Annotated in this window: 14 protein-coding genes; 4 read left to right on the top strand and 10 right to left on the bottom strand. The window is 55.2% G+C overall.

Annotation, left to right across the window (positions count from 1 at the left end; translation table 11 throughout):
- Positions 1-89 precede the first annotated feature (89 nt).
- On the bottom strand, positions 90-755 hold the full coding sequence (gene yieH, locus G163CM_RS17815) for a 6-phosphogluconate phosphatase (protein WP_231825816.1): 666 nt from the start codon (positions 753-755) through the stop codon (positions 90-92).
- 168 nt (positions 756-923) lie between these two features.
- Here yieH and adeP point away from each other — a divergent pair, with 168 nt between their 5' ends.
- On the top strand, positions 924-2,261 hold the full coding sequence (gene adeP, locus G163CM_RS17810; RefSeq protein ID WP_149463801.1) for an adenine permease AdeP: 1,338 nt from the start codon (positions 924-926) through the stop codon (positions 2,259-2,261).
- 55 nt (positions 2,262-2,316) lie between these two features.
- Here adeP and G163CM_RS17805 read toward each other — a convergent pair whose 3' ends face one another.
- The 9 genes from G163CM_RS17805 to rpmH form a co-directional block, all read right to left on the bottom strand.
- Positions 2,317-2,883 (bottom strand): NADPH-dependent FMN reductase, encoded by a 567-nt coding sequence (locus G163CM_RS17805; protein ID WP_015966609.1) that lies wholly within the window; start codon positions 2,881-2,883, stop codon positions 2,317-2,319.
- 38 nt (positions 2,884-2,921) lie between these two features.
- On the bottom strand, positions 2,922-3,671 hold the full coding sequence (locus G163CM_RS17800) for a 4'-phosphopantetheinyl transferase family protein (protein ID WP_231825815.1): 750 nt from the start codon (positions 3,669-3,671) through the stop codon (positions 2,922-2,924).
- A gap of 170 nt (positions 3,672-3,841) precedes the next feature.
- A complete protein-coding gene (yidZ, locus tag G163CM_RS17795) occupies positions 3,842-4,801 on the bottom strand; it encodes an HTH-type transcriptional regulator YidZ (RefSeq protein ID WP_231825814.1) in 960 nt (319 codons plus the stop codon).
- A complete protein-coding gene (locus G163CM_RS17790) occupies positions 4,770-5,954 on the bottom strand; it encodes an MFS transporter (protein ID WP_231825813.1) in 1,185 nt (394 codons plus the stop codon). Before G163CM_RS17790 ends, yidZ begins: the two co-directional genes overlap by 32 nt.
- 219 nt (positions 5,955-6,173) lie before the next feature.
- Positions 6,174-7,538 carry a tRNA uridine-5-carboxymethylaminomethyl(34) synthesis GTPase MnmE gene (gene mnmE / locus G163CM_RS17785; RefSeq protein ID WP_231825811.1) on the bottom strand — a complete coding sequence of 455 codons (1,365 nt, stop codon included), beginning with the start codon at positions 7,536-7,538 and terminating at the stop codon, positions 6,174-6,176.
- Positions 7,539-7,642: 104 nt separating this feature from the next.
- Positions 7,643-9,286: a membrane protein insertase YidC gene (yidC, locus tag G163CM_RS17780; RefSeq protein ID WP_231825810.1), complete on the bottom strand. Its 1,644-nt coding sequence runs from the start codon at positions 9,284-9,286 to the stop codon at positions 7,643-7,645.
- 2 nt (positions 9,287-9,288) lie between these two features.
- Positions 9,289-9,546: a membrane protein insertion efficiency factor YidD gene (gene yidD, locus G163CM_RS17775; RefSeq protein WP_015966614.1), complete on the bottom strand. Its 258-nt coding sequence runs from the start codon at positions 9,544-9,546 to the stop codon at positions 9,289-9,291.
- The gene (gene rnpA / locus G163CM_RS17770) at positions 9,510-9,869 is read right to left on the bottom strand and encodes a ribonuclease P protein component (RefSeq protein WP_014072458.1); all 360 of its coding nucleotides are present in this window, start codon (positions 9,867-9,869) and stop codon (positions 9,510-9,512) included. Before rnpA ends, yidD begins: the two co-directional genes overlap by 37 nt.
- A 16-nt stretch (positions 9,870-9,885) precedes the next feature.
- Positions 9,886-10,026, bottom strand: a complete 141-nt coding sequence (gene rpmH, locus G163CM_RS17765) for a 50S ribosomal protein L34 (RefSeq protein ID WP_000831330.1) — start codon at positions 10,024-10,026, stop codon at positions 9,886-9,888.
- A 793-nt stretch (positions 10,027-10,819) separates the two neighbouring features.
- On the opposite strand from rpmH, the gene dnaA reads away from it, so the two are divergent.
- From dnaA to recF, 3 genes are read left to right on the top strand one after another with little or no spacing between them, the layout of a single operon-like run.
- Complete coding sequence (dnaA, locus tag G163CM_RS17760; RefSeq protein ID WP_041686133.1) at positions 10,820-12,217, top strand: chromosomal replication initiator protein DnaA; 1,398 nt, start codon at positions 10,820-10,822, stop codon at positions 12,215-12,217.
- 4 nt (positions 12,218-12,221) lie between these two features.
- A complete protein-coding gene (gene dnaN / locus G163CM_RS17755) occupies positions 12,222-13,322 on the top strand; it encodes a DNA polymerase III subunit beta (protein ID WP_015343927.1) in 1,101 nt (366 codons plus the stop codon).
- Positions 13,322-14,395 (top strand): DNA replication/repair protein RecF, encoded by a 1,074-nt coding sequence (recF, locus tag G163CM_RS17750; RefSeq protein WP_015343928.1) that lies wholly within the window; start codon positions 13,322-13,324, stop codon positions 14,393-14,395. The genes dnaN and recF overlap by 1 nt, the downstream gene beginning before the upstream one ends.
- Positions 14,396-14,401: the final 6 nt, after the last annotated feature.

Genomic DNA, 14,401 nt, shown 5'->3' with positions numbered 1-14,401 from the left:
GGCTGCGGTAAAATGCCCGGTGGCGCTGCGCTTACCGGGCCTACCCAACGTACGTAGGCCGGATAAGCGTTAGCGCCATCCGGCTTTGTTTAGCGAGTAATATCCCACCCGCGCGCTTTCCACAGCGCAGGCAATTGCGCCAAATCGGTAAACGTCGTCACCTTCGGATGTTCAATTGGCTTATTATGCGGGTCGGCGCAGAAGTAGAACACCTCCATTCCCGCATCAATTCCCGACTGCGCGCCTGCGGAAGAGTCGTCCACCAGAATGCAGTTCTCAACGTTGACGTTCATCGCCTTCGCCGCGTGGAACATCAGCGCCGGGTCCGGCTTCCAGCGCTGGATGTCGTAGCCGCTGAACAGTTTTTCCGGGAAATGGTGCAACATCTGAAGCTTGCCCAATGAGTGCTGCATTTTGCTGACCGGGCCGTTAGAGACCACGCACATCGGCACTTTCATAGCATTCAGCAGCGTATCCGCCCCGGCGATTATCTCAAGTTCCGAGTCGAACAGGCGTGCGACCTCAGCGCGATAAACCGGTTCCAGATCTGCGCGGGCGAGATTCACCCCGTGCTCTGCGTTAATGATGTCGATGATCTCGTAGAGTTTCACGCCCTTAAAGCGTTTAAAGATCTCTTCCAGATCAAGCGTAATGCCAAACTCTTTGAACATATGGACATACGCGCGAGAACAAATCACTTCGCTGTCGACCAGCGTGCCGTCACAGTCGAAAAATACTGCTTCAATCCCGGACATATCATTCCCTTAATAACAAGTTTAACGTTTTCGTACTGCTGAATTGAGAGACGCAATCGTTGCCGTATAAGCAAAACAGATGAAAAAAAGTATCTCGCAACCGCGCCTATTGTCGCATTTTGGTATAGGATAGCGACGAATTTTCCTTCCTTTCTGCGGAAATAGATGATGAGCCAACAACAAACTACCCAGACTTCCGGTCAGGGTATGCTGGAACGCGTGTTCAAACTGCGCGAACACGGCACAACGGCACGTACTGAAGTGATTGCCGGTTTCACCACTTTCCTGACGATGGTCTACATCGTTTTTGTAAACCCACAAATTCTTGGCGTGGCGGGCATGGACACCAGCGCGGTGTTTGTCACCACCTGCCTGATTGCTGCATTGGGCAGCATCCTGATGGGCGTCTTCGCGAACCTGCCGGTGGCACTGGCGCCCGCGATGGGCCTGAACGCCTTCTTCGCCTTTGTCGTGGTACAGGCGATGGGCCTGCCTTGGCAGGTTGGCATGGGCGCAATCTTCTGGGGCGCAATCGGCCTGCTGTTGCTGACTATCTTCCGCGTGCGTTACTGGATGATTGCCAATATCCCGGTTAGCCTGCGCGTGGGCATCACCAGCGGTATCGGCCTGTTCATCGGTATGATGGGCCTGAAAAATGCGGGCGTCATCGTGGCGAACTCCGAAACGCTGGTGGCGATTGGCAACCTGACCTCTCACAGCGTACTGCTGGGTGTGCTGGGCTTCTTCATTATCGCCATTCTGGCCTCGCGTAACATTCATGCTGCCGTACTGGTCTCCATCGTGGTTACCACGCTGCTGGGCTGGATGCTGGGCGACGTGCATTACAACGGGATCGTTTCTGCGCCGCCAAGCGTCATGACGGTTGTCGGTCACGTTGACCTGGCCGGGTCATTCAACCTGGGCCTGGCGGGCGTGATTTTCTCCTTCATGCTGGTGAACCTGTTCGACTCCTCCGGTACGCTGATTGGCGTGACCGATAAAGCTGGCCTGACCGACGAAAAAGGCAAATTCCCGCGCATGAAACAAGCGCTGTATGTGGATAGCGTCTCGTCCGTCGCCGGTTCCTTTATTGGCACCTCGTCCGTTACCGCGTACATCGAATCCTCCTCCGGTGTCTCCGTCGGTGGCCGTACCGGCCTGACAGCGGTCGTTGTGGGGCTGCTGTTCCTGCTGGTGATTTTCCTCTCTCCGCTGGCCGGAATGGTTCCAGGCTATGCGGCTGCGGGTGCGCTGATTTACGTTGGCGTGCTGATGACCTCAAGCCTCGCGCGCGTGAAATGGGAAGACCTGACCGAATCCGTTCCAGCGTTCATTACCGCCGTGATGATGCCGTTCAGCTTCTCGATTACCGAAGGGATTGCGCTGGGCTTCATCTCTTACTGTGTGATGAAAATCGGTACCGGACGTTTCCGCGACCTCAGCCCGTGCGTGATTATCGTTGCGCTGCTGTTTGTGCTGAAGATTGTGTTTATTGACGGGCATTAATGCTTTCATCCTAACCCTCTCCTTGTGGGAGAGGGCCGGGATGAGGGAAAAATTTTTACGCCTTAACCCGCGAAATATACTCGCCAAACGCGGTCAACTGACCGGTCAAATGATCCAGCGTACCCTGCTCAATCACTTCACCCAACTGCGGGTCGACCTTGTTCTGAATCACGCCGCCCATAAATTCCGGCTTGTTCATCACCATTGCATCGAGGAAGACCAGAATCTGACGCAGGTGATACTGGCAGCGTGCGCCGCCAATCGCGCCCATAGAACTGGTCTGAATCAGCACCGGCTTACCGGCCAGCGGCTGTTCCGGCAGGCGTGACAGCCAGTCGATGGCGTTTTTCAGGCCACCCGGCACCGAGTAGTTATATTCCGGCGTCACAATCACCACGCCATCAGCCTGGCGAATCTGCTCCGCCAGCGCTAATACGCTTTGCGGAAAACCCTCTTCCTGCTGAACGTCGGCGTCATACAGCGGGATATCGCCAATCGACGGCAGCGGAGCAACGTCCATACCCGCTGGCGCAATTTTCGGCAGGGTGCGCGCAACCATACCGTTAAATGAACCTTTGCGCAGGCTTCCCAGTAACGTAACAACTTTCAACGCTTCGGACATGATTACTCCTGTTTATCTACTGGCCAACAACGGCCAGGCTAATTGAGTATAAGAGCCTTATCAGCCGACAGGCTGGTGAATCGCATCAGACGGGCATCTTCGGCATTCGCGCGCGTTTGCGCGTCGGGCAGGCTCTGCCAGCCGTGCTTACCGTCATATTGCCAGATTTTGAGCTTCTCGATGGCGGGCGTCGCGGCGAGCGACCAGACCAGCACATCCTCAGCATCGCTCAGGGCTTCCAGTTGCGCCAGACGAGCCGATCGCAAACGCCCCGAGCCCGGTAACAGCTGGAGCAGTTCGGGCTTATCGTGATGAATTTCACCGGTGAGTTTCAGAATGCTGTGGCGCAGGGTCAGCAACTGAACCTGCGCTTCATTGGCGTCATTTTGATTTTTAATCCACAGCTTCTCATTACTGGTGAAGCCGTCGATTTCCGGATTCTGGGCGCGTGATAGCGAATAGGCCGAACGTTGTAGTTCAAGATCGAGCCCGCATTTTCCTTCCGTCGTCAGGGCGACTCCGACAATGTTTCCGGCGTAGGCCAGCGAAAAATCGGGAAGGTTGGGGTCACGAAAAACCGGCCTGCCATCAGGCTGATTGATGATTTCTGGTAGTTCGCTGATGCCGTAGAGCATAAACACCAGTTCGGCGAGCAGGGCGCGTGACGCCAGAAATCGTGTTCGTCGATGTGATGGTAACTCGCGGGCCGCATTATGACAGGCTGTCGACAGCCTGACCGAGAGCATATGCCCGTCGTTCAGTATCCCTCTTGCAAAATGTATCGCCATTTTTCGCTCCGTGATTAATGGTCCGTTAATAAATTTCACCCTTATATTATCGGTGAAACGTATACGTTTTAATGCGGAAGCGCAGACTTTGAAAGGGTCAGGACAGGACTTTTACAATTCCTTAGCCGTTACAGTTAAATATGTCGCAAAAATGACATAAATAAGCAGGATCACTTAATATCCCGATATAACGATTTTATGCTCTCCTTGAGCCAGACGAGTTTGGGGTTGTGACTGTTGCGCTTGTGCCACAGCAGCGTAAAAGGCACCCTCATCTTCTCGCGCAGGCTTTCCTCAAAGGGCAGCGGACGGGCAACCAGCGGTAGATGATGCTGCTGATTGTAGTGCTGACAGTAGAGCGGCGCGGTAGCGATCAGCGAATGATCCGGTTGGGCGGCCATAAACAGCGATTGCTCAAAACCCGGCAGGCTCAGGGCGATAGTGCGTTCGCGTCCCAGCTCCTGCAACACGTTGTCCAGCGCCCAGGTGTCACTCTGTTCCCAGCAAATGCTGATGTGCGGATAGCGCAGGAAGGTCTCCAGATTCCACTCTTCGCGCAGCGCCGGATGATCCTCGCGCAGCCAGACCCACGGAAGATCGGTAAACAGCACCTCGAAGTCGATCGACAGCGGCAGGGCGCTGAGTAATTCCCGTGAACGGGGATGCGTCTCGCGGCCTGTAAAACCAATATCCACCTCACCGCGCGTAATGGCATCCAGCGAATCGTAATCCCAGTTACGCACTTTTATCGACGCCTGCGGGTAACGCTGATAAATCTGCTGCGACAGCGTATTAAATTTCAGCATCATCAGCGGCGATTCCGCCGCCAGCTCGAATTTTAGTCCTCCCGGCGTGTCGTTGTGCGGCTTATCGAGGATTTGCTTACCCATCTGCATCCAGTCCGCGAGGTCCTGCTCAATGCTCACCATCAGAGGCGTCGGCGTCAGCCCTAAAGGCGTATTAATAAACAGCGGGTCGTCAAACCAGGCGCGCAACTTGGCCAAAGACTTACTGACCGCCGACGGCGTCACGCTCATCCGCTTCGCCGCTTTGGTCACGCTGCGCTCCTGCGTCAGAAGTTGCAGGCATAACAGCAGGTTAAGATCGAGGCTGGTGATGGATTTCTTCATGGCGATGCGCGGTCCTGTTGGGCGTGACGGCGAGAATCAGCAATAGACTCAGTATGCTACAGGCAATCAGAATCCCGATCAGCATATTCAGCGCATTGAGGCCGAGCACCGCCGCAAGCCAAATCCACAGCGATGACCCACAGACCTGAGCAATGCCCAGCACCGAACTGGCGACGCCCGCACGCAGGGCGAACGGGCCGAGTGCCTGGCTCATCGCCACGCCAAAGCCGACCGAGAACCCTGCGCAAATCAGCGTAATGCCAAACAGCGTAACGGCGTGGGTTGGCGCAAGGATGAGCACCACGCCTGCCGCCAGAAACAGGCACTGCGAGGTCATCATCAGCGTGCGTGGCTTAAAGATGCTCAGCGCAAACGGCGTCGAGAACGAGACCGCCATACTTACGCCCGCCGTTAACGCCATGGTGGTGGCATACTCGCCGCGCGCAAAGCCCATCATCTCCATCAACAGCACCGGCGACGTATTCACAAAGGTGAGGATCACCGAGACGCTAAGCGTGGTGATGGCCAGGCGGCTGAGGAAGAATCGGTCGAGCAGCGATTCGGATGAGGGCGCAGAGTGGGCGGTGGCATGTTGTTGTTTATCGGGCCGCGTCTCTTTCAGCACCAGCAGTGAAAGCAGGAACACCACTACGCCCATGGTTAACATGGTCCAGAACAGGCTCTGCCAGGGATAGCTGAGCATAATCAGATGGCCCATCACCGGCGCCAGTACGGGCACAATACAGGTGATACCGTTCAGCAGCGACAGCACTTTGGCACGCCGCTGGTCATCCAGCGTATCGCGCAGAATCGCAAAGGCAACGACGTAGCAGTTCCCGGCCCCAAACCCCTGTACGAAACGCCCCAGCAGAAACAGCGAACTCTCCTGCGCCAGCGCGCACAGCGCGGAGGCCAGCACAAACACCACCGCGCCAAACAGCGCGACAGGCCGACGCCCTGAGCGATCGGCGACGCGTCCGGCAAACAGCATCGCGGTCGCCATTCCGGCCAGATAGACCGAGAAGGCAATATGCAGCTGCGCCTCGCTGGCGTTGAGATCGGCGGCAATACGCGGTAAACCCACCAGATACATGTCGATACCCGCGGGATAAAGCAAAACAAGGGCGAAACTACACAGGAGATAGCGGGCCATAGCGTCCTCACAATAAGCGTGGCGCTCAGGATACGGGGAGGGCGAATGGCTGGCGAGTTGCCATTTGGACAAGTGTGATTTCCTGTGGGGAAAACTCACATGGCGGGCAGTGGTGCTAAATGCCCGGTGGCGCTACGCTTACCGGGCCTACAAAACCTGTAGGCCGGATAAGGCACAGCCGCCATCCGGCGATGGGCGCGAACGTCTGACAAAAATTTCTTACTTCCCAATGCAAAAACTCGAGAAAATCCGCCCCAACAAATCATCTGAGGTGAATTCCCCGGTAATCTCGCTCAGGGCTTGCTGTGCGAGGCGCAGTTCTTCAGCCAGTAGTTCACCCGCCCATGCGCCCAACAGTTGCGCCTTGCCCTGCTGAAGGTGCTCTGCGGCCTGTTCCAGCGCCTGCAGGTGGCGACGACGCGCCAGGAAGCCGCCTTCCATATTGGTTTCAAAGCCCATGCTTTGTTTAAGATGGTTGCGCAGCACTTCCACGCCATCGCCGGTACGCGCGGAAAGACGAACGAGTGAGTGACCATTCACCTCGCTCAATCCCTGCGGTTCGCCGGTGATATCCGCTTTGTTTCGCACCACGGTTATCGGCAAATTTGCCGGCAGGCGGGCGATAAAATCAGGCCAGATAGCCGCCGGATCAACGGCGTCGGTGGTGGTGCCATCGACCATAAACAGCACGCGGTCGGCCTGTTCGATTTCCTGCCAGGCGCGCTCGATACCGATGCGTTCCACCTCATCACTGGCTTCACGCAGGCCCGCCGTATCGATGATGTGCAGCGGCATGCCGTCGATATGAATATGTTCGCGCAGCACGTCGCGCGTGGTGCCTGCGATATCGGTAACGATGGCGGCTTCACGCCCGGCCAGCGCATTCAGCAGGCTCGATTTCCCGGCATTTGGACGTCCGGCAATCACCACCTTCATCCCTTCACGCAGCAGGCTGCCCTGACGCGCTTCGGCACGCACGGCGTCGAGATCGGTCATCACATTGTTCAGCTGCGCTTCGATTTTACCGTCGGAAAGGAAATCAATTTCTTCATCCGGGAAGTCGATGGCGGCTTCCACGTAGATGCGCAGGTGAGTGAGTGCTTCCACTAAGTGATTTACGCGAGCAGAAAATGCACCCTGCAATGAGTTCAGCGCGGAACGCGCCGCTTGCTCTGAACTGGCGTCGATCAAATCGGCAATCGCTTCTGCTTGCGCCAAATCGAGCTTATCGTTGAGAAACGCGCGCTCAGAGAACTCGCCCGGCTTTGCGATACGCACGCCCGGAAGAGTCAGAATACGTTTGAGCAGCAGGTCCAGAATTACCGGGCCGCCGTGTCCCTGAAGTTCCAGCACGTCTTCACCGGTAAAGGAGTTTGGTCCGGGAAACCACAGGGCGATGCCCTGATCCAGCGCAGTGCCATCGACATCTTTAAACGGCAGATAGTCGGCGTAGCGAGGTTTTGGCAGTTTGCCCAGCACGGCTTCGGCCACTTCACGCGCTTTCAGGCCAGAGATGCGCAGAATACCCACACCACCGCGTCCCGGAGGTGTCGCCTGGGCGATGATCGTGTCGTTATGGCTCATGATATATCTCGTCCAATACAAATAAAAAAAGGCGGTCATGAGACCGCCCTATCATTATTGTTCCGATTGCCGGGGGGCGCTACGCTTACCCGGCTTACACCGAATCAGGAGCTTTTCTTCTCGCGGCTATGCAGGCCACGTTTCTCCAGACCACGGTAAATCAGCTGCTGCTGAATAATGGTCACCAGGTTGCTGACGATATAGTACAGCACCAGACCAGACGGGAACCACAGGAAGAACACGGTGAAGATGACCGGCATAAAGGTCATGATCTTCTGCTGCATCGGGTCGGTTACGGTGGTCGGCGACATCTTCTGAATGAAGAACATCGTTACGCCCATCAGAATCGGCAGGATGTAGTACGGGTCCTGTGCGGACAAGTCGTGGATCCAGAGTGCGAACGGCGCATGACGCAGTTCAACGGAGCCCATCAGCATGTAGTACAGCGCAAGGAAGATTGGCATCTGGATCAGCAGCGGGAAGCAGCCGCCCAGCGGGTTAACCTTCTCAGCTTTGTACAGGGCCATCATTTCCTGGCTCTGACGCTGTTTGTCATCGCCCAGACGCTCACGCATTGCCTGAATTTTCGGCTGCAGCATACGCATCTTCGCCATGGAGGTGTACTGCGCTTTAGTCAGCGGGTACATGATGCCACGAACGATGAAGGTGATGACGATGATGGAGAAGCCCCAGTTACCCAGGAAGCTGTGGATCCATTTCAGCAGTTTGAACAGCGGCTGAGAGATGAACCACAACCAACCGTAATCAACGGTCAGATCCAGGTGCGGCGCGACGGCTGCCATTTTGTCCTGAATTTCCGGACCAACCCACAGGGTGCTGCCCAGCGTACCGGTTTGACCCGGTTGAACCAGAACAGGCTGAGATTTGTAGCCGATCGCTGCAACGCCGTTACCGAGGTTAGCGGTATAGAAGTTGTTGGAGCCATCGTTACGCGGAACCCACGCGGTCGCGAAATACTGTTGCAGCATCGCCACCCAACCGCCTTTGGAGCTGACGTTCAGGTTTTCGTTATCTGCAATGGTATCGAATTTGTATTTTTCATACTTCGCATCAGGCGTGGAGTACGCAGCGCCGCGGAAGGTGTGCAGCGCAAAGTTGCTGCTGCCCGTATCGCGGTGAGAGGGCAGATTGATGGACTGCTTAAGCTGACCAAAGGTGGACAACTCTAACGGTTTCTCGCTGCTGTTCTGTACGCTGTAGCCCACGTTCACCGCATACTCGCCCTTTTTCAGGGTGAAGGTTTTGGTGAAGGTGTTGCCCGCTTTATCGGTATAGGTCATCGGGATAACCAGTTCGTTCTGGCCATCGGCCATTACAAAGGTATCGCTGGTGACGTTATACAGCGGACGATCGCCATTTGCCGGATTATCCGGGCCATCACGACCGGTCAGGCCGCTTTGTGCCTGATAGATAAACTGCGGCGTCGTTTCCAGTAACTGGAACGGCTCAGAAGATTTGAGTTCTTTCGGGTAAGCCAACAGGAGTGCCTGCTCAACATCACCACCACGGGTGTTGATGGTCAGCTCGAGCACATCGGTTTTCACCGTAATCAGTTTCCCCTGGCCACTGGCCGGTACGCCCTGGTCGGCGGCGCTACCCGCTGCGGTGGTCGTAGTCTGCGTGGTCTGCTGCTGAGGTTGAGGATTTTTATCCTGCTCCCAAGCCTGCCAGATCATGAAAGACACGAACAACAAAGCGATGATGAGAAGATTGCGTTGCGAATCCATCGTTAGTGTTCTCTGGTATTAAAAGGTCCGGGGGGGACGGGGTCGTCTCCACCTGGGTGTAAAGGGTGGCATTTTAATACGCGTTTCACTGTCAACCAACTGCCTTTTATCACTCCAAACCTGCGCAATGCCTCAATTCCGTATTGTGAACAGGTAGGAGTGAAACGGCAATGCGGCCCGAGTAGCGGACTAATCAGGCGTTGATAGACCCGAATGAGGGCTATCAGGAGCCGTGAGCCAGGCGACAATGGCGGCGCCATAATTTTTCCAACGCTTCCGAAAGAGCACGGTTATCGAGGTCTGCAACCCCCTTCTTCGCCACCACCACGAAATCCATAGACGGGAGTTCATGTTGACGTAAACGGAAGCTTTCACGCGTCAGACGTTTAATCCGATTGCGTTCATGCGCACGTTTAACATTTTTCTTGGCGACTGTAAGACCGATACGGGGATGCCCCAGCGAATTTTGGCGGCCGAGGATGGTGATTTGCGGCGTGCCAGCCCGTTGTGGCTGCTGGAAGACGAATGTGAAATGAGTGGGAGTTAACAAACGTAACTCCCTGGGAAATGCTAGCTTAACCACTCAGGGGTTAGCTTTATTACTTGGAAACGGTCAGACGAGCGCGGCCTTTAGCACGACGACGTGCCAGAACCTGACGACCATTTTTAGTAGCCATACGAGCACGGAAGCCGTGAGAACGGTTGCGCTTCAGTACAGACGGTTGAAAAGTGCGTTTCATGGCGATTTCTACCTAAACTTGAATAAATTCAATGGCTTTATTGGATATCCGCCCGAAAATCGAACGATGGACACCGAAGCCATGGGTGATTAAAGAGGCCGGATTGTAATAATTGTACACTCCGGAGTCAATTCTCTTTCCTTATTTACCGCGCAATTTACCACGTTTTTTTGTAGCGATTAGCACGGAAAATGAGCAACATCTGACGCCTGTAGGCACGTAGCATGCGCTGGGTCGGGGATTATACGGCCTGACCATTAAAGCGCAAGGATCATCCAGGATCTTTGTTAGATCATTTAAGCAAAAATTTGTCGTTACTCATTAATTTTTCCAATATGCGGCGTAAATCCCCCCTCCTTCTCTTGCGGATCGTTTACACTTAGCCGGTCTCGATCCTTCCTGTGGATAAATCGGGAAGAATCTGTGAGAAACAGAAGATCTCTGGCTCAGTTTAGGCTATGATCCGCGGTCCTGATCGGATCAACGGATCCTGAACCGGGAAAACACACTGAACGCTTCCGGTGTTTCTGGTTGCGGTACTGCCCACGGGCAGCCCGAGGTGTTTTGTGGAAAACCGCAAAGAGCGGTTCGCACGTCACCCTTGTGCATTGGGTCTTTTCGACGTGTGCCAATAATCACGAACTTTTTAATCTTATACACAGCACTATTCAGGCTGCATCTGCGGCTACTGAGTGAGTCCCCGACAGTTTATGTCAGGCAGGTTCATCAACAGCACCCTGACAGGGTCGCCTGAACGATGATGTGTATCGACTTTTTTCGAGTGGAGTCCGCCGTGTCACTTTCGCTTTGGCAGCAGTGTCTTGCCCGATTGCAGGATGAGTTACCAGCCACAGAATTCAGCATGTGGATCCGCCCGTTGCAGGCGGAACTGAGCGATAACACGCTGGCCCTGTACGCGCCAAATCGTTTTGTGCTTGATTGGGTAAGAGACAAATACCTGAACAATATCAACGGGCTGCTGAATGATTTCTGCGGTTCTGACGCCCCACAGCTGCGCTTTGAAGTGGGCACCAAACCGGTCACCCATACCCTCAAAGAGACGGCAAACGTCGCGATCCCTGCACAGGCCGCGCAGGTGCATACGCCACGCGCCGTGCCCGCTCCGCGTCAGGGGTGGGATAACGTTCCGGCCCCGGCTGAGCCTTCTTACCGCTCCAACGTCAACGTAAAACACACCTTCGATAACTTCGTTGAAGGTAAGTCGAACCAACTGGCTCGCGCGGCGGCGCGTCAGGTGGCGGACAACCCTGGCGGCGCGTATAACCCGCTGTTTTTATACGGCGGAACGGGCCTCGGTAAAACGCACTTATTACATGCGGTCGGTAACGGCATCATCGCACGTAAACCGAATGCCAAAGTGGTGTACATGCACTCCGAGCGTTTTGTGCAGGACATGGTAAAAGCCCTGCAAAACAACGCCATCGAGGAGTTCAAACGCTACTATCGCTCCGTCGATGCCCTGCTTATCGATGACATTCAGTTCTTTGCCAATAAAGAACGATCCCAGGAAGAGTTTTTCCACACCTTTAACGCCCTGCTGGAAGGTAATCAGCAGATCATCCTCACGTCGGATCGCTATCCAAAAGAGATCAACGGCGTGGAAGATCGTCTGAAATCCCGCTTCGGCTGGGGCCTGACGGTGGCGATTGAGCCGCCGGAACTGGAAACCCGCGTTGCCATTCTGATGAAAAAAGCCGACGAGAACGACATTCGTCTGCCGGGTGAGGTGGCGTTCTTTATTGCCAAGCGTCTACGCTCTAACGTGCGTGAGCTGGAAGGGGCACTGAATCGCGTGATTGCCAACGCCAACTTTACGGGCCGGGCTATCACTATCGACTTCGTTCGCGAAGCGCTGCGCGATTTACTCGCGTTGCAGGAAAAACTGGTCACTATCGACAATATTCAGAAGACAGTGGCCGAGTACTACAAGATTAAGGTGGCGGATCTGCTCTCCAAACGGCGTTCCCGTTCGGTGGCGCGTCCGCGTCAAATGGCGATGGCGCTGGCTAAAGAGCTGACCAACCACAGTCTGCCAGAAATTGGCGACGCATTTGGTGGTCGTGACCATACTACCGTGCTTCATGCCTGCCGCAAGATTGAGCAGCTGCGTGAAGAGAGCCACGATATCAAAGAAGATTTTTCAAATTTAATCAGAACATTATCGTCGTGACGCTATGAAATTTACCGTAGAACGTGAACATTTATTAAAACCGTTACAACAGGTGAGTGGCCCGTTAGGTGGCCGCCCGACGCTGCCTATTCTCGGAAACCTGTTGTTGCAGGTCGCTGACGGTACGCTGTCATTGACCGGTACCGATTTAGAAATGGAGATGGTCGCTCGCGTGGCGCTGGTACAGGCGCACGAGCCCGGCGCAACCACCGTCCCGGCGCGTAAATTCTTCGATATCTGCCGTGGTCTGCCGGAAGGCGCCGAGATCGCCGTGCAGCTGGAAGGCGACCGCATGCTGGTCCGTTCTGGCCGTAGCCGCTTCTCGCTCTCCACGCTGCCTGCCGCAGACTTCCCGAATCTGGACGACTGGCAGAGCGAGGTGGAATTCACCCTGCCACAGGCGACCATGAAACGTCTGATTGAAGCGACCCAGTTCTCGATGGCGCATCAGGATGTTCGTTATTACTTAAACGGCATGCTGTTTGAAACCGAAGGTGAAGAGCTGCGTACCGTGGCGACCGATGGTCACCGCCTGGCGGTATGCTCTATGCCGGTCGGCGAATCGCTGCCGAACCATTCGGTGATCGTGCCGCGTAAAGGCGTGATTGAACTGATGCGTATGCTCGACGGCGGTGATAACCCGCTGCGCGTACAAATTGGCAGTAACAACATCCGCGCGCATGTCGGCGATTTTATCTTCACTTCTAAGCTGGTTGATGGCCGTTTCCCGGATTATCGCCGCGTATTGCCGAAGAATCCGGACAAACATCTGGATGCCGGTTGCGATATTCTCAAGCAGGCGTTCGCGCGTGCGGCCATTCTTTCCAACGAAAAATTCCGCGGCGTGCGTCTGTTTGTCAGCGAAAATCAGCTGAAAATCACCGCCAACAACCCGGAACAGGAAGAAGCGGAAGAGATTCTGGACGTCAACTATTCCGGCACCGAGATGGAAATTGGCTTTAACGTCAGTTACGTCCTCGATGTGCTGAATGCGCTGAAATGTGAAAACGTACGTATTTTGCTGACGGACTCCGTTTCCAGCGTTCAGATTGAAGATGCCGCATCACAGTCGGCAGCCTATGTTGTCATGCCAATGAGACTGTAATGTCGCTCACCCGCTTGTTGATCCGCGACTTTCGCAACATCGAAAGCGCGGATCTCGCCTTATCTCCCGGCTTTAACTTCCTGGTTGGCGCAAACGGCAGTGGCAAAACCAGCGTGCTGGAAGCCATCTATACGCTCGGCCATGGCCGGGCGTTTCGCAGTTTGCAGATTGGCCGCGTGATTCGCCATGAGCAGGACGCATTCGTGCTGCACGGGCGTTTGCAAGGCGAAGAGCGCGAAACCACCATTGGCCTCACTAAAGACAAGCTGGGCGACAGTAAAGTACGCATCGACGGCACCGACGGTCACAAAGTTGCCGAACTTGCGCTGCTGATGCCGATGCAGCTCATCACGCCCGAGGGGTTTACTTTACTCAACGGCGGCCCCAAATACAGAAGAGCATTCCTTGATTGGGGATGCTTCCACAACGAAGCCGGGTTCTTTACCGCCTGGAGCAACCTCAAGCGCCTGCTGAAGCAGCGCAACGCCGCGCTACGCCAGGTCAGCCGCTATGAGCAGCTGCGCCCCTGGGATAAAGAATTGATTCCCCTGGCGGAACAAATCAGCCGCTGGCGTGCCGAATACAGCACCGGTATCGCCGAGGATATGGCGGATACCTGCAAACAGTTTTTACCGGAGTTCTCCCTCACCTTCTCATTCCAGCGCGGCTGGGAAAAAGAGACGGATTATGCCGAGGTGCTGGAGCGGAACTTCGAGCGTGACAGAATGCTGACCTACACCGCGCACGGCCCGCATAAAGCGGACTTTCGCATACGCGCCGACGGCGCGCCGGTGGAAGATACCCTGTCGCGCGGGCAGCTTAAGCTGCTGATGTGCGCACTGCGCCTGGCACAAGGCGAGTTCCTGACCCGTGAAAGCGGACGGCGCTGCCTGTACCTGATAGATGATTTTGCCTCTGAACTTGATGACGCGCGTCGCGGGCTGCTGGCCAGCCGCTTAAAAGCGACGCAATCACAGGTTTTCGTCAGCGCGATCAGCGCTGAACACGTTATGGACATGTCGGATGAAAATTCGAAGATGTTTACCGTGGAAAAGGGTAAAATAACGGATTAACCCAAG

The sequence above is a fragment of the Pseudocitrobacter corydidari genome (assembly GCF_021172065.1).
Classification (GTDB): Bacteria; Pseudomonadota; Gammaproteobacteria; order Enterobacterales; family Enterobacteriaceae; genus Pseudocitrobacter; species Pseudocitrobacter corydidari.
This window is presented reverse-complemented; position numbering and strand designations above follow the sequence as displayed.